The organism is Cryptosporangium minutisporangium (assembly GCF_039536245.1).
In the GTDB taxonomy this organism is placed as follows: domain Bacteria; phylum Actinomycetota; class Actinomycetes; order Mycobacteriales; family Cryptosporangiaceae; genus Cryptosporangium; species Cryptosporangium minutisporangium.
The window spans coordinates 86367-110272 of record NZ_BAAAYN010000029.1 but is presented as its reverse complement, the minus strand read 5'-3'; the positions used below and the strand labels follow the sequence as shown (position 1 = coordinate 110272).

Here is a 23906-nt window from a genome sequence, read left to right as displayed (position 1 = left end):
CGCCTTTATATAAGAGATACGTTACGCTTCAGCTGTGTCCGTGTGGGAGGCCCTCGCCGACCCGGTACGCCGGGAGATCCTCACCGTGCTCTGCGCCGGGGAGGCGACCGTCGGCGCGATCGCGGCCCGGTTCCCGGTGAGCCGGCCGGCGGTCAGCCGCCACCTCCGGGTCCTGCGCGAGGCCGGGTTGGCGGAGGCGGAGGTCCGCGGCCAAGAGCGGGTGTACCGGCTGCGCCCGGGTCCGCTCGCCGAGGTCGACGCCTGGCTGCAACACCTGGGCGGGATCCCACGCACCGCGCCGGGGCCGGCGTCCCGGCTGGACGCACTGGAGACGGAACTCCGTCGGGCACGCCGCACGAGAACCGACAACCGAGAGGGGACGGCACATGGTGACCGGTCCGCAGGGTGAAGTGCGCCAACGAAACGACGGGACGGAGCTGGTGGTCCTGCACCGCACGTTCCCGGATCGGGTCGAGGACGTCTGGGCGGCGCTGACCGAATCACACCGACTGGCACGGTGGATCGGCAGCTTCACCGGCGAGGGAGGCACCGGGGGCACGGTCGAGTTCACGGTCACCGGCGAGGTGGACGCCGGGGGCGAGGTCGCCGAGCCGGTGACCGTGTCGATCCTGGACTGCTCCCCGCCGACCCGGCTGGTCGTCGATTTCCCGGCCGACGGCGGTGGTAGCTGGCACATCGCGGTCACGCTCGCCGAGCACGCGGGCGGCACGACGCTGGAGTTCACACAGCGGCTCGCGGCCGGGGTCGACGCCACCGACGTCGAGGCAGGCTGGCGCTGGTACCTCGACCGTCTCGCCGCGAGTGTCGCGGGCACCCCGATGCCCAACTGGGACGACTACGCGCCGAAACCCGCCGACAACCCCGGTGCCCCCTGACCCGCCGGCGACGCCGACGCGGATTGACGCCGAATCGGGCTCCACGGGCTCCGTGGAGGCCGGTTTGGCGTGAATCCGCGCGAGAGCCCTCCCGGGCCGGCGATGAATGCGGGTCGGGCCGGGTGAGGAGCAGGATCCCGACCACGGCGAGCAGCGCGAGCAGCCCGCCGATCAGCACCCACTGCCACCAGCCGGTCGCCCGGGGATTCTGCCGGTAGTACTCGGCGCGGGCTTCCTCCTCGGTCATCGGCGACGCCCTCGGCGTCGCCGACACCGACGAGGAGGCGGCCGGGCGCGGGGCCGGCTCGTCGCGGCCGACGTACGCCGCGGCCAGCGATCCGACGGCCGCGAACAACCCCACCGCGAGCAGCACGACCAGCATCAGCCGCCCGCGCCCCGGGCTCGCCGCCTTTTTCTCCGCCACGCCGTGTCGCTCCGTCTCCGGGTATCGAACCGCTATCTACTGCAGGTAGACGACCCACTGTAACGAGCGGGGCCGCCGACGGGCCGAGCCGTCAGTCGTCGACCCCGAACAGGTAGCGCTCGGTGAACACGTTGCGGAACTTCCCCTCCGGGTCGTACCCACGGATCAACCGCTGGGCGTCGGCGAAGCGCGGATACCGGGCGGCCACCGCGGCCGGCTCCATACCGAACACCTTCCCCCAGTGCGGACGCGCGCCCAGCGGCGCCAGGCCCTCCTCCAGCGCGCGGACGACCGGGGCGACGGCGGCCGGGTCGGGGTGCCAGGTGAAGTGCAGCGCGATGCTGTCCTGCTGATACGCCTCCGAGAGCCACAGCTCGTCGGCCGCGACCGTCCGGATCTCGCTGACGTGGAGCACCGGCCCGAGCCGGTCCGCGAGCCCGGTCAGCACGTCCAGCGCGGGCACCGCGTTCTCGATCGGGAGCAGGTACTCGGTCTGCAGCTCGTCCCCGGCGCTCGGCGTGAACTCCAGCCGGAAGTGCGGCAACCGCGCGTTCCACGGCCCGGGGACGCCGCCCTGCTGGGTCGCGTACCCGGGATCTTGGCCGGGCACCGGATTGCGCTGACTCGGCGCCAGCGTTGCGCCCAGCCAGTCCCGGCCGTGCGGCCACGGACCGGCGTCGGTGCGGTGCTTGACCCACACCTGGTCGGCGAAGGCCCGCCGCCAGGTGAGGAAGATGCTGACGCTGTACGCGGACGCGAGCACCTCGCGCAGATTGACCCGGAGTGCGGACAGCCACATCCGGTCGTAGACCCGCTGCTCGACCTCGTAGCTCGGCTGCAGGTCGAGGCCGAGCGCGGTCACCACGCCGATCGAGCCGAGCGCGACGACCGACCCGTCGAAGCCCTCGTCGCCGCGGGCGAGGCGGACCAGCTCGCCCGACGGCGTCACGAGCTCGAGCGCGTTGACCGCGGAGGCCAGCGTGCCGTTGGTGACGCCGGAGCCGTGCGTGCCGGTGGCCACCGCACCGCCGACGCTGATGTGCGGCAGCGAACCCAAGTTGTGCAGCGCCCAGCCGGCCTGGTCGAGCTCCTGGGTGAGCTCGCCGAACCGGGTCCCGGCGCTGACCGTCACCGCGCGACGGTCCGGGTCGATCTCGATCCGGCGCGGCAGATCGGCGACGGTGAGCAGCGCTCCGGTGCTGTCCGCGACCGTGCTGAACGAATGCCCGGTGCCCAGGACCCGGAGGCGGTCGCCGGCTGCGACCAGCTCCTGCACCTCGTCGACGCTGGTCGGGCGGTGCAGCGTCCGGGTGGAGAACTCGATGTTGCCGGCCCAGTTGGTGAGGGGTTGCGCAGGAAACACGGTGGCCATGGCGCTAGCCTTCCATGCCGCGCGACCGGTCCCGACGTGCCCCGGAGCGGTCCCGGGCGCCGCGGGCGCGCGGGTCCGAGTTGCCGCGTGCGCCGACCTCACCGACAGTGAAATCGGACCCGAGACTTCGTCGGAAAGGTCGGAAATGGCATCGCAGGAGTTGTTCCGGACCCGCGACCACCACGGGTACGTCACCTGGCTGGCACTGGCGGGCTTCCTCGCCGCGGCGTTCGCCGCCGCCGCGGTGGGCGGTCTGGCGAGCGTCGACGCGGGCAGCTACTACAACGGATTGGACCGACCGGCGTGGGCGCCGCCGAGCGGGCTGTTCGGGCCGGTATGGACGGTGCTCTACACGCTGATCGGAATCGCCGGCTGGCTCGCCTGGCGACGCGGCGGATTCCGTGCCGCGCCGGTCGCGTTCGGCCTCTACGCCGGTCAACTGGTGCTCAACGCCGCCTGGACGTGGCTGTTCTTCGTCGGCGAGCAGCCCGGCGCGGCGTTCGCCGAGATCACGGTGCTGTGGGCGGTGATCCTGGCGAACGCGGTGCTGTTCGCGCGACTCAGCCGGCCCGCCGGTGCGTTGCTGGTTCCGTATCTGCTCTGGGTGGGCTACGCCGCGGCCCTCAACCTGACGCTCTGGCTCACGAACTGACCGAATCAACGCACCATTGCGCTCCGTCACGCGCCGAACGTACGCTCTGAGAGGATTCGATCACTAAACGCGACCATCCTTTTCACTTCGGAAAGGTTTCTTCCGTCGTGTCCGGGACACCCTGCGGATCGACCCGATCCCCGAGTGCCCCCAGGGGTTGCGATGACTAGCACACCCAGTACGACGGCACGCGCCCAGGAGACCGCCGGCGCGGCCCAGCAAGAAGGCGCGGCGCTCGCGCGACACGCCAAGGATTCCGGTGCGGATGTCGCCCGGACCGCGAGCGACCAGGCGTCGCAGGTAACGGCCGAGGCCAAGGCCCAGGCCACCGACCTGCTTCGCACCACTCGCGACGAGGTGAGCACCCAGGTGGACGCTCAGCGTCGGCGGATCGTCGACGTGCTGCGCACCACCGGTGACGAGCTCGGCTCCACGGGCGATCAGTCCGCCCTGACCGCGGAGCTCAGCCAGCGGGCGTCCACCTACGCCCGGCGGTTCGCCGACTACCTCGACGAGCGCGGCCCGGACGCCGTCCTGGACGACGTCCGCTCGTTCGCGCGTCGTCGGCCGGGCACGTTCCTGCTGCTCGCCGGTGCCGCCGGTGTGGTCGCGGGACGCGTGTTCCGGAGCGTGTCCGCGGCCTCCGGTGGAGACTCCGGTGGTGGATCGACGTCCTCGGCGTCCCTGGTGGACGAGCGGAGCACCTACTCCGGCTACTCCGACACCACCTACTCCGGCCTCGGCGTCGGCACGACGGAGACGGTTCCGCCGGTTCCTCCGGTCACGCCGCGGCACGCCGAGGACACCGCGATCGGCGTGGCCGAGGTCCCGCCGGCGACCGGCACCGTGCCCACGGGCTACCCGGTTTCCGACCCGTATCCGCCGGTCGACCCGTACCCGGCGACCGCGCCGGGCTACTCCACCGGCGCGCCGGGCACCGACCCGGCCTACACCCCCGGCGACGCCGCCTACCCGGCGGCTCCTCCCGGCGCCCCGGCGACCGAGCCGCTTCCGCCGGTCGACGACCCCTACCGCGACCCGCGGGAGGGCCGGCCGTGACCGCCACCGGGGTCCCGGGCGAGCCGCCGCGCGTCGCGGACGCCTCGGTCGGCGAACTGGTCAAGAACGTCGCCAACGACCTGACCACGCTGGTGCGTCAGGAGATCGCGCTGGCCAAGGCAGAGACCAAGGAAGAGGTCACCAAGGCCGGAAAGGCCGGTGGCGCGTTCGGCGGCGCCGGCCTGGCCGGGTGGCTGGCGTTGCTGTTCATCTCCCTCGCGGTGATGTACGGACTCGGCGAGCTGATCCCGATCGGATGGGCCGCGCTCATCGTCGGCGTGCTCTGGGCGATCGGCGCCGCGGCTCTGGCCGCTTACGGCCGAAGCAAGGTCAAAGAGGTCAACCCGGTTCCGAAGCGGACGGTCGAGACGGTGAAGGAGGACGTGCGATGGGTGCAGAACAGGAACGCCTAGAGCGGGACATCATGCGGCAGCGCATGCAGCTCGGCGATGACGTCGACGCGCTGGTCGAGAAGGTCAGCCCGCGGCAGGCGGCCCGGCGTCAGGTCGGGCGCGTCGGCCACGCGGCGACGACGGTGAAGGAGCGAATCATGGGGACGGCCTCCGACGTCACCAGCACGGTGAAGGACAAGGCGGTCGACGCGGCGCACGGTACGCACGACCGGGCCGCCGAGACCGGACACGGCATCGCGGACAAGGCGTCCAGCGCCAAGGACTCCGTGGTCAGCGCCAAGGACTCCGCGTCCTCCGCGGTGGTCAGCGCGAAGGACTCGGCGTCCTCCGCGGTGACCGGTACGGCCGAGACCGCGCGTCGCCAGACCGAGGGCAACCCGCTCGCGGCCGGGCTGATCGCGTTCGGCGTCGGCTGGCTGGTATCCAGCCTGCTCCCGGCCTCACCGGCCGAGCGGCGGGCCGGCGCGGCGCTTCGCGAGCGCGCCGAGGAGCCGGTGCGGCAGGCCGGTCAGGCGCTCGGCGACAAGGCCAAGGAGGTCGCCGAGAACGTGAAGGAGCCCGCGCAGGAGGCCGTCCAGCAGGTCAAGCAGACCGCGACCGATGCGGCGCAGACCGTCAAGGACGACGCCCGCGGCCACGCCGAGAACCTGAAGGGCGAGGCGAAGGACCGCGCGGGCTCGGTCCAGGAGACCGCGAAGCCCTGACCGGCCGACCGGACGGATCGACCGCGTAACCGGATCGACCGCGTAACCGGATCGAAGGGCCGGGCCACCGTCGTGGCCCGGCCCTTCCGCGTGCCGCTACTCGCCCCGCAGCGCCTGCAGCGGACAGGCGTCGACGCCGCGCCGGGCGACGTCTTCCTTCCCTGCCGGGACGTCGAAGCCGCCGGCCGGGATCGCGCTGTACCCGTCGTCGTCGAGCGGGAAGAGCTCCTCGTCCACCATCCAGCACTGCCCGTGTGCCTCGCACCGCTGATTGTCGACCAGTACCTTCACGACGTTTCCTCCCCGATGAGGCGTGCCGATCACAGCGGATAGCAAAGATCGTTCCGCGAGCACGGTAGGACATCTCGGGTCACTGCGGGGCGTACTCGCGGGTCTCGACCGGTTCACGTGTGCGGTCGGTCCGGCAGCAGCGCGGGGAACGGGCGACCGCGGCGCGGCGGGAGCAGCGGCGTCAGCAGATGCCTGCCGGTCATCCCGACCGCCCTCGCCGACGCCTCCTCGGTGCGGTCGAGCAGCCAGTCCTGCTGCCGGAGAGCCCAGCGCACCTGCGTGCGCACCCAGGCGGCGTCGCGTGCCTGCACGACGCTCCACGTGCTGACCAAGTGGACGATCGGTTCGAACGGCTCCCCGAGCTCCTCCGGGCCGGACAGCAGCGCCAACCGGATCTCCGCCTCCACCTCCTCGAAGATCGCGTTGATCCGCAGGTAGTCGATCTCGACCCGCTCGTCGCCGGGGTGGGTACCGCAGACCAGGCAGGTGTCGACCGTGGCCAGCGCGAGGTCGTGGTTGATGTGCGCGTTCATGCCGGCCACCGCGAACTGCACCGGATGGATCCGGCGGTCCTCGCGCTGGGCGAACAGCGGGCGCCAGGCGGGGCTCACCCGCCGGACGTCCACCGCACCCGCGTCGACCGCGGTGAAGTACCGGCCGGCGAAGATCGTCGCGAACCGCTCGACGAACCCCGGATCGCGGAAGAACCCGGCGGTCAGCCGGGGCTGCAGTTCCTCGGTCACCCGCAGGTAGACCTGGTTGAACTGCCGGACGCCGTCCACCGGGTCGAGCGCGTCGCGGATCGTCCGCATCCGCGCCAGCACGTCGGAGATGCCACCGGCCATCCGTCCCCCCGCGGGTCGGCGCGCGCGCCGCAGACAAACGTCTTTTCGAGCGTACGGCCAAAGCCGTGAACACTCGGCCGTTCACGCGGATCATGGACGAGTGGCCGCCGTTCCCGGGGCGCGCGCCGTTCACCCGGAAGCCTCCCGGGCCTGCTGAGCTACGTCCGCCGTCGCTGACGAGGAGGTTCCGATGGCCGTGGTCAACCGGAGACGTTTCCTGGTAGGTGCTGCGGCCGGGGTGGTGGCCGCCGGCGTGCTCCCGGTCGACGTCCGCTCCGCGCACGCCGCACCGTTGCCCGCCGACCCGTTCCGCCTCGGCGTGGCCAGCGGCGATCCGCTCCCGGACGCCGTCGTGCTCTGGACCCGGCTGGTGAACGACCCGCTGAACGCCGGCTCGCTGCCGGGACGACCGATCCCGGTGGAGTGGCAGGTCGCGACCGACGCCCGCTTCGCCCAGGTCGTGCGCCGGGGCACCGCGGCCGCGCTGCCCGGCCGGGCGCACACGGTGCATGTGGACGTCCGGGGTCTGCGACCCGGGCGGGAGTACTGGTACCGGTTCCGCGCAGGCGGCCACCTGAGCGCGACCGGCCGGACTCGCACCGCCCCGGCGCCGGGAGCCGGTGTGTCCCGACTGCGGATCGGCATCGTGAACTGCCAGGACTGGCAGAACGGCTACTGGCCGGCCTACAACGGGCTGGCAGCCGAGGACCTCGACGTCGTCCTGCACCTCGGCGACTACATCTACGAGTACGACCCGCGAAGCGCCTACCCCGACCGCATGCACACGATCCCGCAGACCGCGGGGCTCGACCAGTTACGGACGCTCGTCGACTACCGGGCACGCCACGCGCTCTACAAGAGCGACCCTTCTCTCCAGGCCGCGCACGCCGCGTTCCCGTGGATCGTCACCTGGGACGACCACGAGGTGGAGAACAACTACGCGAACCTCGTCGACGAGGCGGAGGACGCGAACTCGCCGAAGTTCCAGTCCCCGGCCGCGATGGCCGCCCAGCGCGCGGCGGCGTACCAGGCGTACTACGAGCACCTCCCGCTGCGGCGGCCGATTCGACCCGGATCGTCGAACTACCGGCTCTACCGCCGGTTCGACTTCGGCCGACTCGCCCGGATCAACGTCCTGGACACCCGGCAGTACCGCACCGACCAGCCCCCGGGCATCGCCCTGGACTTCGGTCCGGCCCAGCCGGGCCTGGACAACACCGCGGGCACGCTCACCGGCTCCGCCCAGGAGCAGTGGCTGCGGGCCGGGCTCGCAGGCTCCCGGGCGCGCTGGAACGTGATCGCGCAGCAGGTGATGATGAGCCAGATCCGGTTCCCGAATCTGCTGGACCCGGCCAACCCGCTGCCACCGATCGTGAACCTCGACCAGTGGGACGGCTACCACCCGGCACGGACCCGGATCCTGCGATTCCTGGCCGAGCGGAAGATCGCGAACCCGGTCGTGCTCGCCGGTGACATCCACTCCTCGTGGTTCAGCGACCTGCGGATCGACCGCGACAACCTGGCCGCACCGCCGGTGGCGGTGGAGTTCACCGCCACGAGCGTGAGCTCGGACTTTCCCGCTCCGTTCATCGCCCCGGTCACCGCCGCCAATCCCTCGCTCAACCCGCACGTCCGCTACTTCGACGGCACGCTCCGCGGTTACCTGCGGTGCGAGGTCACCCCGGAGCGCTGGCTCGCGGAGGCACGCACGGTGGCGAGCATCGCGACCCGCACGTCGCCGGTGAGCACAAGCGCGTCGTGGGTCACGGTGGCCGGGCGTCCCGGGCTCGTCCCGGCCTGATCCAGCCCGGTGGGAGGCATCCCACAGCCCACACCGTGCCACGGCTGGTCAGGTCTAGTTAGGGTGACCTAACTAGCCGTGGCACGGAGAGGACGGAACCCGATGACAGCGCAGGCCGACCAGCGCGCCCCACTGCTGCCCCGCGTCTCGCCGCCCGGGCGCTGAGCGCCCGGGCCGGCCGCTCCGCGGCGGCTCGCCGCCGCATCGGGGTCGGCCCGGACCGCGCGGGTCACGGTGGACATCGAACTGACCGGCGGCGGGGCGTCCGGCGTCGCCTCCGCGCTCTGCGCGGAGATCAGCGACCTGCTGGCGGGGCACGCCCGCGCGGGCGACGCGGCCGTCTCCGCGTCGGTCTCCCTCGGTTTCGGCGACGCCGCGGCCGCGCCACCGCCGATCACCCGTGCCCCCGACGTCCCGCCGCTGCGCATCCTGGCCGGACGCCGGGTCGCGACGCTGGACGGCGCCGAGCTGTCGCTCACCCGGCGGGAGTTCGACCTCCTCGCGTTCCTCGCCAGGCACCCCCGGCAGGTGTTCAGCCGCGGACAGCTCATCGACGCGGTCTGGGGTGACCGGTTCCGCGACAGCGAGCGGACGATCGACGTCCACGTCCGCCGGATCCGGGTGAAGCTCGCCGACTCCGGTCCGCGGATCGTCACCGTGCGGGGCGTCGGCTACCGCCTCGACCACGCCGACCGCGTGGCGGTGCTTCCCGGAGTCGACTGACGCGGAGTCGACTGACGCGGGGTCGACTGACGCGGTGTCGACTGACGCGGATCAACCACCAGGGCGATCCGTCGCCTAGGGTCGAATTGGTCGAAGGTGTCCGGGTACCCGCCGGGGGCCGCCTGCCGCCCTCGACGGAACCACCGGAGGACGAGATGAGCCAGCAGATGACCACGTGCCGCGTACCCACCGCGGGCGCCGACCTCGAAGCCGACGTCCACCTCCCGGCCGACGCCCGTGGCGTCGTCCTGTTCGCCCACGGCAGCGGCAGCTCGCGGCGGAGCCCTCGGAACCGGGTGGTCGCCGACGTCCTGCACGACCGCGGCTTCGGCACGGTGCTGGTCGACCTGCTGACCGCCGACGAGGAGCGGCTCGACGCGGTCACCCACGAGCTGCGGTTCGACATCGGCCTGCTGGCCGACCGGCTGACCGGCATCCTCGATTGGCTGCACGCGCGGCCGGACACCGCCAACACCCCGCTGGGCCTGTTCGGCGCCAGCACCGGCGCGGCGGCGGCGCTGGTCACCGCCGCTGCCCGCCCTCAGCTCGTCGATGCGATCGTCTCCCGCGGCGGCCGGCCCGACCTCGCCGAGACGGCGCTCTCCGCGGTCCAGGCACCGACGCTGCTGATCGTCGGCAGCCACGACGAATCGGTGGTCGACCTCAACCAGGAAGCGCGGACCGCGATGACCGCACCGAACGAGCTGCTGCTGATTCCCGGCGCGTCCCACCTCTTCGGCGAGCCCGGAACACTGGATCAAGTGGCCGACCGCGCCGCCGACTGGTTCAGCACCCACCTCACAACGTTGCCGTCCTGACGTATCACCGGCCGCCGCCCGCTGCTCTGTCCTCCCGAGTACTCGTCTCGTCCGGGAGGAAGCCATGGAGCACGCGTTCGACGACGCCACCCTGTCCCAGGTGATCGACGTGTTAGTCCGCGTCGCGCCGGAAATCCGCACGCTGGAGCTGCTCGACGACGTCACGATCCGGATCAACGACACGATCGTGGTGGAGGGTGACTCGCCCGAGGAAATCGCGTCGCTGATCGAATTCTTCGTCGCCGAGGACTTGTGGATCCGAAGCACGGAACACGATCCAGAAACCTGAGCATTCTTGTTCTTTGTCATCGACGTTCAACTGAATTGATTGAGCCGTTCCTCATCGAACCGTTCGGCGTGAGGCGTTCGTTACATCGGTATTCGCAACCGGAGAATCCATGTCAACATCACGCACGTCGTGGTTGCCGCGCTGATCGGTGCCCTCGGAAATCAGCCCTGCCGCGCGCGGACGGCTGCTACCCGGCGGCCGCAGCGCGCCTGAGGAGGGACACCCGATGGATGGAACTGCGCAGTCGCCCGGGCAAACGCTGGGGGTGGTGGCCGAGTCCTCGCCGGGGGAAACCCGGGTGGCCGCGACCCCGGCCACCGTGGGACAGCTCGTGAAACTCGGTTACGACGTCGTCGTCGAATCCGGTGCGGGCGCGAAGGCGAGCTTCGCCGACGAGGCCTTCGCGGGCGCCGGCGCACGGATCGCCGACACCGCCACGACGTGGCACGCGGACGTCGTGCTCAAGGTGAACCCGCCGTCGCCGCAGGAGATCGCCGCGCTGGCCGATGGCGCGACGCTGGTCTCGCTGATCAGCCCCGCCTCGAACCCGGCGCTGGTGGAGTCGCTGACCCACCGCCCGATCACCGTGCTGGCCATGGACGCCGTGCCGCGGATCTCGCGCGCGCAGTCGATGGACGTCTTGAGCTCGATGGCCAACATCGCCGGGTACCGCGCGGTGATCGAGGCCGCGCACGCGTTCGGCCGGCTGTTCGGCGGTCAGGTCACCGCCGCAGGCAAGATGCCGCCCGCGAAGGTCCTGGTGGCGGGCGCCGGTGTAGCTGGGCTCGCGGCGATCGCCGCGGCGAACAGCCTCGGCGCGATGGTGCGGGCCACCGACCCGCGGCCGGAGGTCGCCGAGCAGGTCCGCTCGCTGGGCGGGGAGTTCCTCGCCGTCGAGGTCGAGCAGGAGGCCAGCAGCGACGGTTACGCGAAGGCCACCTCGGAGGATTACGACCGGGCCGCCGCCGCGCTCTACGCCGCGCAGTCCGCGGACGTCGACATCGTCATCACCACCGCGCTGATCCCCGGCAGGCAGGCCCCGACGCTGCTGACCGCCGAACACGTCGCCGCGATGAAGCCGGGCAGCGTGATCGTGGACATGGCCACGTCGCAGGGCGGCAACGTGGTGGGGAGCGTGGCCGGGCGGGCCGTGGTCACCGACAACGGCGTGACGATCATCGGCTACACCGACCTGCCCGGACGCCTGCCCGCCCAGGCGTCGCAGCTGTTCGGCACCAACGTCGTCAACCTGCTCAAGCTGCTGACGCCGGACAAGGACGGGCAGCTCGTCCTCGACTTCGACGACGTCGTCCAGCGGGCGATGACCGTCGTGCGCGACGGCGAGAAGACCTGGCCGCCACCGCCGGTCGCGGTGAGCGCCGCCCCGGCAGCGGCCGCCGCCCCGAAGCCGCCACAGCCGGCGCCGCCGAAGCCGAAGAGCCCGGCGAGGCGATTGGTCCCGGCCGCGATCGCCGCGGTCGTGCTGTTCGTGCTCATCGGGTTCGCGCCCAGCGCGCTCACCGCGCACTTCACGGTGTTCGTGCTGGCGATCGTGATCGGCTACTACGTGATCGGCAACGTCCACCACGCGCTGCACACGCCGCTGATGTCGGTGACCAACGCGATCTCCGGGATCATCGTCGTCGGCGCGCTGCTCCAGATCGGGCACGACGACGTCTCGGTGACCGTCCTGGCCTCGATCGCGATCCTGCTCGCCTCCATCAACATCTTCGGCGGCTTCGCCGTCACCCGTCGCATGCTCGGCATGTTCTCGAGGAGCTGACCCGTGACGATCGCCTCCGCGGCCCAGGCCGCGTACCTGCTCGCTGCCCTGCTGTTCATCCTCAGCCTCGCCGGGCTGTCCAAACACGAAACCTCCCGGGCCGGCGCGACATCCGGCATCGTCGGCATGGCCGTCGCGCTCGCCGCCACGATCGTCCTCGCGATCGACGGCGGGGTGAACGGGGTCGGCATCGGCCTCCTGGTCGCCGCGATGACCCTCGGTGCGGTGATCGGCATCTGGCGCGCCCGGATCGTCGAGATGACCGGCATGCCGGAGCTCATCGCGCTGCTGCACAGCTTCGTCGGCGCCGCCGCGGTGCTGGTCGGCTGGAACGGCTACCTGGAGCACGCCGACGGGCTCCACGGCTCCCTGCTGCGCATTCACCACGCCGAGGTGTCGATCGGCGTGTTCATCGGCGCGGTGACGTTCACCGGCTCGATCGTGGCGTACCTCAAACTCTCGGCGCGGATCAACTCGTCGCCGCTGATGCTGCCCGGCAAGAACGCGCTGAACCTCGGCGCCCTCGCGGTGTTCGTCGCGCTCACGGTCTGGTTCGTCGCGGCTCCGAACCTCGGGCTGCTGGCCGCGCTCACCGTGCTGGCGCTGCTGCTCGGCTGGCACCTGGTGGCCTCGATCGGCGGCGGCGACATGCCCGTCGTCGTCTCGATGCTCAACAGCTACTCCGGCTGGGCCGCCGCGGCGTCCGGGTTCCTGCTCTCCAACGACCTGCTGATCGTCACCGGTGCGCTGGTCGGCTCGTCGGGTGCCTACCTGTCGTACATCATGTGCCAGGCGATGAACCGCTCGTTCATCTCGGTGATCGCCGGCGGTTTCGGAATCGCCGCGGGCCCGGCGGACGACACCGACTACGGCGAGCACCGCGAGGTCTCCGCCGAGGCCACCGCCGAACTGCTCGCTGCCGCCCGCTCGGTGATCATCACGCCGGGCTACGGCATGGCCGTCGCGCAGGCCCAGTACCCGGTCGCCGAGCTGACCCGCGCGCTGCGCGAGCGCGGCGTCGAGGTCCGGTTCGGCATCCACCCGGTCGCCGGGCGGCTGCCCGGTCACATGAACGTGCTGCTGGCCGAGGCCAAGGTCCCGTACGACATCGTGCTGGAGATGGACGAGATCAACGACGACTTCTCGGACACGTCGGTGGTGCTCGTCATCGGCGCCAACGACACCGTCAACCCGGCCGCGGCCGAGGACCCCAGCAGCCCGATCGCGGGAATGCCGGTCCTGCACGTCTGGGAGGCCGAGAACGTCATCGTGTTCAAGCGCTCGATGGCGGCCGGGTACGCCGGTGTCCAGAACCCGCTGTTCTTCCGGGAGAACACCCAGATGCTCTTCGGCGACGCCAAGGCTCGCGTCGAGGACATCCTGCGCGCGCTCGCCCCGGTGCCGTCCGGAGCCCCCGCGCGGGAGGCCGTCCCCGTTCGGTAGCGCACGAGCCCTCCGGGTCGGGATCTCCTCCGGGCCCCGAGGGCCGTGCCTGAGCCCGGCGTCAGAACGACCGGCGCACGCCCCGCCGAATCGGCCGCAGGCGTGGCGTGAACACCGGCCCGTCCGGCCGGGAGGGCACCTCGACCGGCGCCGCCACCACGGTGCCGGCCGGGTCGAACCGGCGGGTCAGCTCGATCGCCGGCCGCGGGTGACCGAGCAGGTAGCCCTGCGCGTACCCGACGCCGAGCACCAGCAGCTCGTCGAGTTGCTCCGGCTCCTCGACGCCCTCCGCGATGACCGGGAGCCCGAGGTTCGTCCCGAGCCCGGTGAGCAGCTTGATCACCGCGTGGTCGTTCGGGTTCTCCAGCATGCCCGCCACGAAGGACTTGTCGATCTTCAGGCCGGAGACCGGCAGCACGGACAGGTGGCGGAGCGTCGACGATCCGGCGCCCATGTCGTCGAGGATCACGCCGACGCCGTGCCTGCGGAGCGTGTTGAGGTTGCCCACCGCGTCGTTGAGCAGCGAGAGGTCCGCGGTCTCCGGCAACTCGAGGTGCAGGCGGTCCGGGCTCAGCCCCACCTGGCCGGTGGCGCGCAGCACAGCCGCCTCCAGACCGCCGTCGCGCAGTGCCTCCGCCGTCACGTTGACGTTCACCCGGTCCGGCGCCCGCTCCCCCAGGACGTTCGTCCAGAACGCGAGGTCGGCGCAGGCGGTCCGGAGCACCCACTGGTCGATCCTGGACAGGTCGCCCGGAGTCTCGACCGGGAACTGGGCGGGCGCCAGCAGGCCGCGCCGGGGGTGCCGCCAGCGCACCAGCGCCTCGACCCCGACGACGCGCTCGGTCGTGAGGTCGACGATCGGCTGGTAGAAGAGCTCCAGCTCCTGGTCTTCCAGCGCGCGGCCGAGCGGATCGGACCCGCCCACGCGCCGCCCCGGGGGCGGGCTACCGCTGCCCACTGCGCGCACCGCGTTCCGCCCGGCGCGCTTCGCCTCGTACATCACCGCGTCGGCGTCGCGCAGCAGAGCGCCCGGCTCGATCGGCCCGGTCGCCACCGCCACGCCGACGCTGGCGGTGCTGTGCGCGGCGTCCGGAAGTGCCGGGTCCGGGGTGGCGACTGCGGCGCGCAGGCGCTCGCCGAACGCCGGAGCGGCGATCCCACCCGCCTCCGCGTCGGCGCGGCGCAGCACCGCGAACTCGTCCCCACCCAGGCGGGCGACGACGTCCCCCGGTGCGGTGGCCGCCAGCAGCCGCCGGGAGATCGAGACCAGCAGCTGGTCGCCGACGCCGTGGCCGAGCGTGTCGTTCACCTGCTTCATCCGGTCGAGGTCCACGAACGCCACCGCGACGGCGCCGTCCCCGTTGCCGGCACACGCCGCGGCCAGCTCGTCGAGGAAGTGCCGGCGGTTGGCCAGCCCGGTGAGCGCGTCCTGAGTGGCCTGTTCGACCAGGCGCCGGGCGAGCGCGTCGAACAGGCGGGCGGCCGAGACCCGGCCGACCCGCCCGCCGGGCCAGCTCACCAGCAGGTCGTCGTAGCGGTTCTGCCAGGATCGCGTCCGCACGCGGTGGGACGCGTCGGTGACCGGGGTCTCGGCGGAGAGCACCAGCGGTGTCCAGTCGGCGACGGCGCCCACCGGCCGCCGTGCCCAGAGCGCGCGGCCGTAGCCGAGCGGCCCGGACATCAGCAGCTCGAACCGCGACCGCATCACCAGCCCGGTGCGCCGGGAGCTGTCCCGGACCACGACGACCGGCAGCGTCTCGTCGGCGCGGAACAGCTCGTCCAGCTCGGCACAGGACAGGTCGGCGGAGACCACGACCACGTCGCCCGCGAGCTCCCCCACCGACCACGGCGTGACCGGGACGTCGTCGCCGTCCGGACGCGAGGGTGGTTCGGCCGTCACCGAGGCCATCGAGGGTGAGTGCGCACCGCACCGCCGGACCACCGTCTACTGCTGATCCGCACGTATCCTCCCGCGATCGGAGACAGCAGAGTGATCTCCCCGATCGTAGGGGACGCTCGGGCCCGGCGGAGGCGGCGGCGTCCGAGGCCACATTCGCCTCAACCACACCCCAGTCGACCTGCGCGGATCGCTTTTAGGTTAGCCTCACCTCATGCACGACGCCTTACCTCGATCCTCGGCGCTCACCGGTGCCGGTCTCACGCTCGCGTACGACGGCCGCACGGTCGTCGAGAACGCCGGCCTGGAGCTCCACGCCGGCGAGGTGGTCGCGCTCGTCGGGCCCAACGGATCCGGCAAGTCGACGCTGCTGCGCTCGCTCGCCCGCCTGCACTCCCCGCAGGCGGGCGCAGTGACGCTCAGCGATCCGGACGGTGCCGACCGCGTCGACGCCACCGCACTCCACCCGAAGCAGTTCGCGCGCCGCGTCACGCTGCTGACGCAGTCGCGTCCGACGCCGGGCGGTGTGCGCGTCCGGGACGTCGTCGCGTACGGGCGCCACCCGTACCGCGGCCGGTTCGGCTCCGGCGACGCCGAGGGCCCGGACGTCGTCGCGCGCGCGATGCGGCTCACCGGCGTCGAGTCCATGGCGGACCGTCCGGTCGACGAGCTGTCCGGCGGCGAGCTGCAGCGCGTCTGGCTGGCGACCTGCCTCGCGCAGGACACCGGCGTCGTCCTGCTCGACGAACCCACCACGTTCCTCGACCTGCGCTACCAGGTCGAGACCCTGGACATCGTCCGGGAGCTGGCGGACGACCACGGCGTCGCGGTCGGCGTCGTCCTGCACGATCTCGACCAGGCCGCCGCGGTCGCCGACCGCGTCGTCCTGCTGCACCGCGGTGTCGTCCGGGCCACCGGCCTGCCCGCCGAGGTGCTGACGTCCGAGCTGCTGACCGAGGTCTACGGCCTGCGGATCGACGTGGACGTCCACGACGACGGACGCGTGCGCACCCGGCCCGTCGGTCGGCACAGCACGCGGCCGCGGCCGGCGCCGCTCCCCTGACCTCGCTTTCCCCGGGCGCATCCCCCCGCCCGTCCCAACCGGACGTTCCCGCGTCCGACGACCCAGAAGGACACCGATGCCCACCACCTCCCGCCGGGGCGCCCGCAGAGCGCTCACCACCACGGTCGCGGCCGCGCTGACCGCGCTGCTCCTCGCCGCGTGCGGCACCACCGAGGACGCGTCGGACGACGCCAGCTCCACCGCGAAGGCCTCCTCCGGGCCGGTCGAGGTCAAGGACGAGCGTGGCACCGTGCGCCTGGACGCACCCGCGGCGAACATCGTCTCGCTCGAGTGGGGCCTCACCGAGACGCTGCTCGCGCTCGGCGTGAAGCCGGTCGGCGCCGCCGACGTCAAGGGTTACAACGTGTGGGACAAGAGCATCGCGCTCGAGCCGTCCACCCCGGACGTCGGTACCCGTGGTGAGCCGAGCCTGGACGCGATCGCGGCCCTGAAGCCGGACCTGGTCGTCTCCGTGACCGACGTGCCGGAGAACGTACTCGCGCAGATCGAGAAGACCGCGCCGGTGCTCGCGCTGCGCGGTTCGGACTCGACCGACCCGATCGGGTACATGCGCCGCACGGTGGAGACGCTCGCCACGATCACCGGCACCGAAGACAAGGGCAAGGAGCTGCTCGCCGGCTTCGACAAGAAGATCGAGGACGGCAAGGCCGCCCTGGCGAAGGCCGGCAAGGCCGGCGGACCGTTCGTGATGGCCGACGGCTGGGTCGACTCCGGCACGGTGTCGATCCGCATGTTCACCCCGGGTTCGTTCTTCGGCGCGATCGGTCAGGAGCTCGGCCTGAAGAGCCAGTGGACGTCGGGCGGCGACAAGGACTACGGCCTCGCGCAGACCGACCTCGAGGGCCTGACCAAGATCACCGACCCGAAGACCTCGTTCGTGTACGTGGCGAACGACGGTGAGGCGAACTCGACGTTCATCAAGTCGGTGGAGTCCAACGCGGTCTGGAAGCAGCTGCCGTTCGTCAAGACCGGCGGCAACGTCCACCGGCTCCCGGACGGCATCTGGATGTTCGGCAGCACGCCGTCGGCCGAGGCCTACGTCGACGCGGTCGTCGACGCGCTCGCCGGGTCGTGACCCGGAGCGGGACGGTGAGCGCGCCGCCCGCGCAGCAGACGGCTCCTGCCCCCGGTCCGACGACCGAGGGCAGGCCACTGCGCGTCACCGCCGCGTTCGCCCTCGGGTTGGTGTTGCTGCTCGTCCTGTCCGCGGTCCACCTGACGCAGGGCACGGCGCGGCTGGGGCTCGGCGAGCTCGTGCGGGCGCTGCTCCCGTGGGCGTCGGAGAACGGGGACCGCGGCGAGGCGGTGGCCGTGCTGCTCGCCAGCCGGGCGCCGCGGCTGGCGGCCGCCGTCCTGGTCGGGGTCGCCGTCGGTATCTCCGGTGCGGTCCTCCAGTCGGTGGCGCGGAACCCGCTGGCGTCGCCGGACACCCTCGCGGTGAACGCCGGCGCCTGGGTGTCGGTGGTGGCCGTCGCGGCCGCCGGGCTGTCGCTCCCGTTCGGACTGCGCGGCCTGGTCGCGTTCATCGGCGGCCTCGCGGCGTCGGCCCTGGTGCTGCTGGTGGCGCGCGGCGGCGCGGCCGGGCCCACCCGCCTGATCCTCGCCGGGCAGGCGATCGCCCTGGCCCTGCACGCGTTGACGCTCGTCCTGCTCATGCTGTTCGCACAGAACACCGTCGGCCTCTTCGCCTGGGGCAGCGGGTCGACCGTGCAGTCGGGCGTCCGCCAGGTGGCGATGGCGACGCCGGTGGCCGCCCTCGGCATCCTCGCCGTGATGCTGCTCGCGCACCGGCTCGACGTCCTGGGCCTGGGCGACGACTCGGCACGCGTGCTCGGCGTCGGCGTCCGCCGCACCCGGGTGATCGCGGTCGTGCTCGCGGTTCTGCTCGCCGCGACCGCGGTGACCGTCGCCGGTCCGATCGGCTTCGTCGGGCTGTGCGCACCGGTGATCGCGCGCCTGGTCGCGCGGTGGGTACCTGGTCTCGGGAACCACCTGGTGCTGTTGCCGTTCTCCGGTCTGGTCGGCGCGCTCGTGGTGATCGGCGCCGACGTGGTGCTGCGCCTGACGATCCCGGCGGACAAGGGGATCGCGGTGCCGACCGGCATCCTCACGTCGCTCGCCGGAGCGATCATCCTGGTCTGGCTCGCCCGGCGGCTCCGCGACGGCGGACCGGCGGCCACCCCGACGCGTGGTGCCTCCGGGACCGTGCGTTCGCGCGGTTGGGTGGCGGGCGTGGGGGCGGTGCTGGTGGTCGCCGCTGTCGGAGCGTTCGTCGCCGCGCTGCTGCTCGGCGACCGGCTCGTGCTCCTCGGCGACGTCCTGAACTGGGCGCGCGGCGCCTCCGGGCGCGAGGTCACGTTCGTGCTGGACCAGCGCTGGCCCCGGGTCCTCGCGGCTCTGCTCGGCGGAGCGGCGCTGGCCCTGGCCGGGACGATCGTCCAGGCGGTCTGCCGCAACCCGCTGGCCGAGCCCAGCCTGCTCGGCGTCACGCCGGGCGCGGGCGTCGGCGCGGTCACGATCGGACTGCTGGTGCCGGGAATCGGGATCTGGCCGGTGATGGCGGTCGCGACGATCGCCGCGCTCGGCACGTTCGCGCTGGTGTACTGGCTGGCGGCCGGCCGCGGACTGTCGTCGGACCGGATCGTGCTGGTCGGCATCGGGATGAGCACGGGCGCCTTGGCGGTGACGACGCTGGTGGTGATCATCGTGTCGCCGTGGAACACGAACCTCGCGCTCACCTGGCTCGCCGGGTCGACCTACGGACGCAGCGTCGGCCAGATCCTGCCGGTCGCGCTGTGTCTGCTCGTGGCGCTGCCGCTGACGCTGATCGGATCCCGGACGCTCGACCTGGTCGCGCTCGACGAGGACGTCCCCCGGGTCCTCGGCGTCCCCCTCAACCGAGCCCGGCTGGGGTACCTGACGCTGGCCGCCGTGCTCACCGCGGCCGCGGCGTGTGCGCTGGGAGCGCTGGCCTTCGTCGGCCTGGTCGCGCCGCACGCGGCCCGCGCGCTGGTCGGTTCGCGGCACTCCCGGGCCGTGCCGGTCGCGGTCGGACTCGGTGCGGTGCTGGTGACGGTGGCGGACACGATCGGCCGGACCGTCATCGCCCCCACGCAGATCGCGGCCGGGCTCGTCACCGCGATGATCGGAGCGCCGTACTTCATCTGGCTGCTCTGGCGCGCCCACGCGCGGACGTGATTCGGCGGGGCGGCCGGACGGCCGCCCCGCCTTCTCACGTCGCGATGTCGGGGTAGGGCAGCTGGAGATGGGACATCTTCGCGGCGTACGCCTTCACGTAGCCGAGCGGCTCGTGGTCGTGCTCGAACATCGCGATGAACAGGGTCAGCGTGAGAAACGGGTGCGCGCCCATCTCGAAGAGCCGGACGTGGTCGTGCGCGACCAGCGCGTCCCGCTCCTCGTCGGTGAACGCCAGCCAGGTGCTCGCTTCACCGGTCGTGCAGTTGAGCAGTTGGTTGGCCTTCTCCGCCTCCCACCAGGCGACGGTGCCGCGCGGGTCGGTGCGGTAGCGCTCGACCAGCTCCGGGTCGCGGTCGACGGTGTAGAGGAACTTGTTCACCAGGTACTTGCTCACTGCGCACCGCCCTGCGGATACCAGGTGAAGTAGGCCTCCATCGTGTGGAACAGGTCGACGGTCTCCACGTAGTCGGCCTTCGCGCCCTCACCGGCGACGCCCATCATCAGCATGAAGTCCATGAACCCGTGGGTGGCGTTGCCGGGCAGGTGCAGGCTGTCGAGCGTCACCTCCGCCAGGCAGCCCTCGAGGTCGCCGGACGCGATCCACTCGACGGCCTTGCGGTCGAACTCCGGGTCCGGGCCGGTCGGCCCGAACTGACGCGGCCCGCCGAGCTCCAGCGACAGGTGGCCGGTGCCGATCACCGCCACCCGCTGGTTGCCGGGCATCGACTCGACCAGCTCCCGAATCGTCCGGCCGAGCTGCACGAAGCGCTTCGGCTGCGGGAGCGGCGGCGCGAAGATGTTCGTGTAGATCGGGACGATCGGCAGGTCGGCCTCGGGCCGCAGCGTGATGATCGGGCACGTGATGCTGTGGTCGATCCGCAGCTCGTTGCTGAACGCCAGGTCGAAGCCCGCGTCCAGACCCTGGCGGAGGATGTGCGCGGAGAACGCCTCGTCGCCGGCGAGCCGCATCCGAGGCAGGCCGAACTCGCGTTCCTCGTTGTACCAGTTGGCGTCGTAGACCGGTGCCTTGCCGACCAGGAACTGCGGCATGTTGTCCAGCCACAGCTGGTGGAAGTGGTCGGAGCCCACCATCACCAGCACGTCCGGACGGGCCTTGGTGAGCGTCTCCCGGAAGTTCTGGATCTTGCTGATCCACTCCGCCGCGAACGGCGGACGTTCCTCCTCGGGCAGGGTGCTCGTCTTGTAATAGAACGGATGGTGGGTGGACGCGATCACCGCGACCAGTTCAGCCATGGCGGCCTCCGGTGGCCGAGAGGGTTCAGGGAGTGTAGGGGTCAGGATCGGTCGACGTGTTGTTCAGGTCCACCGAGAGGAAGATGTCGTTCGCGACCGGGTGGCGCAGCTCCTCGGCGAGCTGTCCGATCAGCCCCGCCGTCCGGGCCAGGAGGGCGAAGCCGCGCAGCAGCTCCAGCGGGAGGCCGAGGTCGGCGAGGGCGGCGCCGCACACCCCGGCGCCGTTGAGCGGCAGCGTCCGGCCGAGGATCTCCGGGTGGACGCGGCCGATTGCGGCGAACAGGCTCAGGTGCGGGCCGTAGAGGCCTTCCTCCGCCGCGATCGCGAACAGCCGCGGAGTGCGCGGGTCGCCGTCCTTGTGGACGTGGTGGCCCAGTCCGGGGACGAACTGTCTCGCCGCCCGTCGAGTGGCCACCGTCTCGCGGGCCAGCGCGTCCCAGCCGTCGTCGTCCGTCGGCAGGCCGTCGACGCCCTCCAGGACGTCGTGCAGGAACCGGCCACAGTCCTCGGTGACGCCGAGGAACCGGGAGCCGCCGCCGAGCAGCCCGGCGGCGAGCGCGCCCTGCACCGAGTCCGGGGCCGACAGGTAGGTCAGGCGGGTGACGATCGCGGTCGGGGTGAACCCGTGGTCGGCCAGCGCCGCGAGCACGGCCTCGAAGACCCGGGTCTCCCCCGGGGTGGGGCGCCGCTGGGTGGCGAGCCAGAACGCCAGCTCCCCGAAGCCGACGTTGCCCATGACGTCGTGGGCGAGGTCCTGGCCGAGCAGCGTGATCGCGTCCCGGCTCGACGCGCCCAGGGCGGTCGGATACTCAGGCATCGGTCTCCTCCGTGAGCCAGCGGCGGATCTCGTCGCCGTGTTCGTCCAACGCCGGGGGCGCCAGGCGGTAGCTCGGCGGGGTGGCCGAGAGCCCGATCGGGTTCCGGATCGTCGGTACCTGGTCCACCTCGACGACCGGCTCCAGCCCGAGACGCTCGGCGAGTTCGACGCCGCCCTGCACGGTGTTGATCGGCCCGCACGGCAGACCGGCCGCGGTGAGCACCTCGAACCACTCCTGCGCGCTCTTCGCCGCCAGCGCCTCGAGCAGCAGCGGACGCAGCTCTTCCCGGTGATCGTTGCGCTTGCCGACCGTGTCGAACCGCTCGTCGTCCGCCAACTCCGGACGCCCGAGCGCCTCGGCCAGCCTCCGGAACTGGCCGTCGTTCCCCGCGACGACGATCAGCTCACCGTCGCCGGTGGCCAACGGCTCGTAGGGGAACAGGCTCAGGTGTGCGTTGCCCATCCGGGTGGGCACCACCCCGCCCGCCACGTACGCCGAGGTCTGGTTCACCAGCGTCGAGAGCGCGGTCGAGAGCAGGTTCGTCTCGACGTGCTGCCCCTCGCCGGTGAGGTCCCGGTGGTGCAGTGCGGCCAGGACGCCGATCACCGAGTGCAGCCCGGTCATCACGTCGAACACCGAGATGCCGGCGCGGAACGGGGGGCCGTCCGGGTCACCGGTGAGGCTCATCAACCCGGACATGCCCTGCACCAGGAGGTCGTACCCGGGCAGCTTCGCCCCGCCCGCGCTGCCGAACCCGCTGATCGAGCAGTAGATCGTCCGCTCGTTGCGCCTCTTCACCGACGCGTAGTCCAGCCCGAAGCGGGCCAGCCCGCCCGGCTTGAAATTCTGGATGAACACGTCCGCCCGCGCCGAGAGCGCGTGCGCGACCTCGAGGTCGGCCGGGTCGCCGAGGTCCAGCGCGATCGACCGCTTGTTCCGGTTCACGGCCAGGTAGTACGTGCCGACGCCGTCCCGCGTCGGTGGCACCCAGCCGCGGGTGTCGTCGCCGGCCGGTGCCTCGACCTTGACCACCTCGGCCCCGAGGTCGGCGAGCAGCATCGTCGCGTACGGCCCGGCGAGCACCCGCGAGAAATCCGCGACGACCACGCCGGACAGCGGTCCCGCGCCCACTCGATCACCCCAACCACTATGCGGACAGTTGTCCGCTACCCTCCGCCCAGCCATCCCAAGTGTCAAGGCCGCCCGCCAACCCGCCGCCCCACGCCCCACGCCCGCGTGGCGCCCGGCGCTGGTCAGGCGGGCTCTGAGTGGAAGGCGCGGTCCACTTCGGCGTGTGGCCGGGACTGCCAGAGCGCCCACTCCGCGCTGACGTCACCCGCCGTGCGCAGCAGCCGGGGCAGGTGGACGTCGAGCAGCGTGTCCAGCGGCGTCTCCGCCGCGTGCACGGTCACGTTCATCGCGGCCCGCACCCGGCCGGAGCCGTCCCGGACTGGCGCGGCGACCGAGCGGACGCCGGGGGCCAGCTCCTCGTCCGCCAACGCCCAGCCGCGCGCCCGCACCTCGGTCAGCTCGGCCGCGAACTCGGCCGGATCGCGGCCGATGTACGGCGGCAGCCCGGACCGGCTCGGCTGCGCCAGCACCGCCTCGACCTGCGCCGGCTCCAGCCCGGCGAGCAGCACCTTGCCCTGCGAGGTCTGCGCGGCCGGGAACCGGGTGCCGATCTCCACCCGCAGCGTGATGATCTTCGGCACCGAGACGCGGGCGACGTAGACGATGTCCGCCCCGTCCAGCTGCGCCATCGACGACGACTCCCCGGTCGCCGCGACCAGTCGCTCCAAGTGCGGACGGGCGATCTCCCAGAGGCCCTGCGAGCTCACGTACGCCATGCCCAACGACAGCACCTTCGGCGTCAACGCGAACCCGCCGCCCTCCGCCACGCGGACGTACCCCAGCTCCTCCAGCGTGAGCAGCAACCGGCGTGCGGTCGGCCGGGCGAGATCGGTCGCGGCGGCCACCTCGCTCAGCGACATCACCGGCCGCCGCGCGTCGAAGCAGGTCAGCACGTCCAACCCCCGGGCCAGGGCCTCGACGAAGTCCGGGCCGGTCCCGCGGTTCGCCATGTCGTCGCTCCTCCGGACAGCTGTCCACCGGACCGTGCTGCCCGGCGGGCCTCTACCGTCT

Annotated in this window: 24 protein-coding genes; 15 read left to right on the top strand and 9 right to left on the bottom strand. The window is 72.2% G+C overall.

All coding sequences use genetic code 11. The annotated features are described in order from the left end of the window. The first annotated feature begins 34 nt into the window (after nt 1–34). On the top strand, nt 35–409 hold the full coding sequence (locus tag ABEB28_RS22860) for an ArsR/SmtB family transcription factor (RefSeq protein ID WP_345730220.1): 375 nt from the start codon (nt 35–37) through the stop codon (nt 407–409). After that, nucleotides 387–896, top strand: coding sequence for an SRPBCC domain-containing protein (locus tag ABEB28_RS22855; protein WP_345730219.1), 510 nt, complete (start codon nt 387–389; stop codon nt 894–896). Before ABEB28_RS22860 ends, ABEB28_RS22855 begins: the two co-directional genes overlap by 23 nt. Before the next feature lie 515 nt (nt 897–1411). On the opposite strand, the gene ABEB28_RS22850 is transcribed toward ABEB28_RS22855, so the two are convergent. Further along, complete coding sequence (locus tag ABEB28_RS22850) at nt 1412–2692, bottom strand: FAD-binding protein (protein WP_345730218.1); 1281 nt, start codon at nt 2690–2692, stop codon at nt 1412–1414. Nucleotides 2693–2837: 145 nt separating this feature from the next. On the opposite strand from ABEB28_RS22850, the gene ABEB28_RS22845 reads away from it, so the two are divergent. From ABEB28_RS22845 to ABEB28_RS22830, 4 genes are all read left to right on the top strand, one after another. Further along, a complete protein-coding gene (locus ABEB28_RS22845; RefSeq protein ID WP_345730217.1) occupies nt 2838–3344 on the top strand; it encodes a TspO/MBR family protein in 507 nt (168 codons plus the stop codon). A 162-nt stretch (nt 3345–3506) separates the two neighbouring features. Beyond that, nucleotides 3507–4403, top strand: a complete 897-nt coding sequence (locus ABEB28_RS22840) for a hypothetical protein (RefSeq protein ID WP_345730216.1) — start codon at nt 3507–3509, stop codon at nt 4401–4403. Further along, on the top strand, nt 4400–4816 hold the full coding sequence (locus tag ABEB28_RS22835) for a phage holin family protein (protein ID WP_345730215.1): 417 nt from the start codon (nt 4400–4402) through the stop codon (nt 4814–4816). Before ABEB28_RS22840 ends, ABEB28_RS22835 begins: the two co-directional genes overlap by 4 nt. After that, complete coding sequence (locus tag ABEB28_RS22830; RefSeq protein WP_345730214.1) at nt 4792–5520, top strand: DUF3618 domain-containing protein; 729 nt, start codon at nt 4792–4794, stop codon at nt 5518–5520. The genes ABEB28_RS22835 and ABEB28_RS22830 overlap by 25 nt, the downstream gene beginning before the upstream one ends. A 96-nt stretch (nt 5521–5616) precedes the next feature. Here ABEB28_RS22830 and ABEB28_RS22825 read toward each other — a convergent pair whose 3' ends face one another. Continuing rightward, entirely contained in the window at nt 5617–5811 is a 195-nt protein-coding gene (locus tag ABEB28_RS22825; RefSeq protein WP_345730213.1) for a ferredoxin, read from the bottom strand. A 113-nt stretch (nt 5812–5924) separates the two neighbouring features. Continuing rightward, on the bottom strand, nt 5925–6656 hold the full coding sequence (locus ABEB28_RS22820; RefSeq protein ID WP_345730212.1) for a DUF5995 family protein: 732 nt from the start codon (nt 6654–6656) through the stop codon (nt 5925–5927). A gap of 190 nt (nt 6657–6846) precedes the next feature. Here ABEB28_RS22820 and ABEB28_RS22815 point away from each other — a divergent pair, with 190 nt between their 5' ends. From ABEB28_RS22815 to pntB, 6 genes are all read left to right on the top strand, one after another. Continuing rightward, complete coding sequence (locus tag ABEB28_RS22815) at nt 6847–8457, top strand: alkaline phosphatase D family protein (protein ID WP_345730211.1); 1611 nt, start codon at nt 6847–6849, stop codon at nt 8455–8457. Between the two features lie 234 nt (nt 8458–8691). After that, nucleotides 8692–9180, top strand: coding sequence for a winged helix-turn-helix domain-containing protein (locus ABEB28_RS22810; RefSeq protein ID WP_345730210.1), 489 nt, complete (start codon nt 8692–8694; stop codon nt 9178–9180). Between the two features lie 155 nt (nt 9181–9335). Next, nucleotides 9336–9998 (top strand): dienelactone hydrolase family protein, encoded by a 663-nt coding sequence (locus ABEB28_RS22805; protein ID WP_345730209.1) that lies wholly within the window; start codon nt 9336–9338, stop codon nt 9996–9998. 64 nt (nt 9999–10062) lie between these two features. Beyond that, on the top strand, nt 10063–10287 hold the full coding sequence (locus tag ABEB28_RS22800; RefSeq protein WP_345730208.1) for a hypothetical protein: 225 nt from the start codon (nt 10063–10065) through the stop codon (nt 10285–10287). A gap of 226 nt (nt 10288–10513) precedes the next feature. Then, entirely contained in the window at nt 10514–12070 is a 1557-nt protein-coding gene (locus ABEB28_RS22795) for a Re/Si-specific NAD(P)(+) transhydrogenase subunit alpha (RefSeq protein ID WP_345730207.1), read from the top strand. Between the two features lie 3 nt (nt 12071–12073). Then, nucleotides 12074–13513 carry a Re/Si-specific NAD(P)(+) transhydrogenase subunit beta gene (gene pntB, locus ABEB28_RS22790; protein ID WP_345730206.1) on the top strand — a complete coding sequence of 480 codons (1440 nt, stop codon included), beginning with the start codon at nt 12074–12076 and terminating at the stop codon, nt 13511–13513. Between the two features lie 61 nt (nt 13514–13574). On the opposite strand, the gene ABEB28_RS22785 is transcribed toward pntB, so the two are convergent. Beyond that, nucleotides 13575–15422, bottom strand: a complete 1848-nt coding sequence (locus ABEB28_RS22785) for a putative bifunctional diguanylate cyclase/phosphodiesterase (protein ID WP_345730205.1) — start codon at nt 15420–15422, stop codon at nt 13575–13577. Between the two features lie 202 nt (nt 15423–15624). Between ABEB28_RS22785 and ABEB28_RS22780 the strand changes: the two genes are divergently transcribed. The 3 genes from ABEB28_RS22780 (at nt 15625) to ABEB28_RS22770 (ending at nt 19692) form a co-directional block, all read left to right on the top strand. Further along, entirely contained in the window at nt 15625–16473 is an 849-nt protein-coding gene (locus ABEB28_RS22780) for an ABC transporter ATP-binding protein (protein ID WP_345730204.1), read from the top strand. Between the two features lie 76 nt (nt 16474–16549). Next, entirely contained in the window at nt 16550–17569 is a 1020-nt protein-coding gene (locus ABEB28_RS22775) for an ABC transporter substrate-binding protein (protein ID WP_345730203.1), read from the top strand. A gap of 14 nt (nt 17570–17583) precedes the next feature. Beyond that, a complete protein-coding gene (locus ABEB28_RS22770) occupies nt 17584–19692 on the top strand; it encodes an iron ABC transporter permease (protein WP_345730202.1) in 2109 nt (702 codons plus the stop codon). 34 nt (nt 19693–19726) lie between these two features. Here ABEB28_RS22770 and ABEB28_RS22765 read toward each other — a convergent pair whose 3' ends face one another. From ABEB28_RS22765 to ABEB28_RS22745, 5 genes are all read right to left on the bottom strand, one after another. Next, nucleotides 19727–20086, bottom strand: coding sequence for a hypothetical protein (locus ABEB28_RS22765; RefSeq protein ID WP_345730201.1), 360 nt, complete (start codon nt 20084–20086; stop codon nt 19727–19729). Continuing rightward, nucleotides 20083–20946: a DODA-type extradiol aromatic ring-opening family dioxygenase gene (locus ABEB28_RS22760; protein WP_345730200.1), complete on the bottom strand. Its 864-nt coding sequence runs from the start codon at nt 20944–20946 to the stop codon at nt 20083–20085. Before ABEB28_RS22760 ends, ABEB28_RS22765 begins: the two co-directional genes overlap by 4 nt. 25 nt (nt 20947–20971) lie before the next feature. Further along, entirely contained in the window at nt 20972–21763 is a 792-nt protein-coding gene (locus tag ABEB28_RS22755) for a citryl-CoA lyase (protein WP_345730199.1), read from the bottom strand. Beyond that, nucleotides 21756–22895, bottom strand: a complete 1140-nt coding sequence (locus ABEB28_RS22750; protein WP_345730198.1) for a CaiB/BaiF CoA transferase family protein — start codon at nt 22893–22895, stop codon at nt 21756–21758. Before ABEB28_RS22750 ends, ABEB28_RS22755 begins: the two co-directional genes overlap by 8 nt. A gap of 122 nt (nt 22896–23017) precedes the next feature. Beyond that, nucleotides 23018–23845: an IclR family transcriptional regulator domain-containing protein gene (locus ABEB28_RS22745; RefSeq protein ID WP_345730197.1), complete on the bottom strand. Its 828-nt coding sequence runs from the start codon at nt 23843–23845 to the stop codon at nt 23018–23020. Nucleotides 23846–23906 lie beyond the last annotated feature (61 nt).

Bases quoted from the DNA above. Each gene is read 5' to 3' on its own strand.
- ABEB28_RS22855 (WP_345730219.1), top strand. From the start codon at position 387: ATGGTGACCGGTCCGCAGGGTGAAGTGCGCCAACGAAACGACGGGACG.
- ABEB28_RS22850 (WP_345730218.1), bottom strand. From the start codon at position 2,692: ATGGCCACCGTGTTTCCTGCGCAACCCCTCACCAACTGGGCCGGCAAC.
- ABEB28_RS22845 (WP_345730217.1), top strand. From the start codon at position 2,838: ATGGCATCGCAGGAGTTGTTCCGGACCCGCGACCACCACGGGTACGTC.
- ABEB28_RS22840 (WP_345730216.1), top strand. From the start codon at position 3,507: ATGACTAGCACACCCAGTACGACGGCACGCGCCCAGGAGACCGCCGGC.
- ABEB28_RS22830 (WP_345730214.1), top strand. From the start codon at position 4,792: ATGGGTGCAGAACAGGAACGCCTAGAGCGGGACATCATGCGGCAGCGC.
- ABEB28_RS22820 (WP_345730212.1), bottom strand. From the start codon at position 6,656: ATGGCCGGTGGCATCTCCGACGTGCTGGCGCGGATGCGGACGATCCGC.
- ABEB28_RS22815 (WP_345730211.1), top strand. From the start codon at position 6,847: ATGGCCGTGGTCAACCGGAGACGTTTCCTGGTAGGTGCTGCGGCCGGG.
- ABEB28_RS22805 (WP_345730209.1), top strand. From the start codon at position 9,336: ATGAGCCAGCAGATGACCACGTGCCGCGTACCCACCGCGGGCGCCGAC.
- ABEB28_RS22800 (WP_345730208.1), top strand. From the start codon at position 10,063: ATGGAGCACGCGTTCGACGACGCCACCCTGTCCCAGGTGATCGACGTG.
- ABEB28_RS22795 (WP_345730207.1), top strand. From the start codon at position 10,514: ATGGATGGAACTGCGCAGTCGCCCGGGCAAACGCTGGGGGTGGTGGCC.
- ABEB28_RS22785 (WP_345730205.1), bottom strand. From the start codon at position 15,422: ATGGCCTCGGTGACGGCCGAACCACCCTCGCGTCCGGACGGCGACGAC.
- ABEB28_RS22780 (WP_345730204.1), top strand. From the start codon at position 15,625: ATGCACGACGCCTTACCTCGATCCTCGGCGCTCACCGGTGCCGGTCTC.
- ABEB28_RS22775 (WP_345730203.1), top strand. From the start codon at position 16,550: ATGCCCACCACCTCCCGCCGGGGCGCCCGCAGAGCGCTCACCACCACG.
- ABEB28_RS22760 (WP_345730200.1), bottom strand. From the start codon at position 20,946: ATGGCTGAACTGGTCGCGGTGATCGCGTCCACCCACCATCCGTTCTAT.
- ABEB28_RS22755 (WP_345730199.1), bottom strand. From the start codon at position 21,763: ATGCCTGAGTATCCGACCGCCCTGGGCGCGTCGAGCCGGGACGCGATC.
- ABEB28_RS22745 (WP_345730197.1), bottom strand. From the start codon at position 23,845: ATGGCGAACCGCGGGACCGGCCCGGACTTCGTCGAGGCCCTGGCCCGG.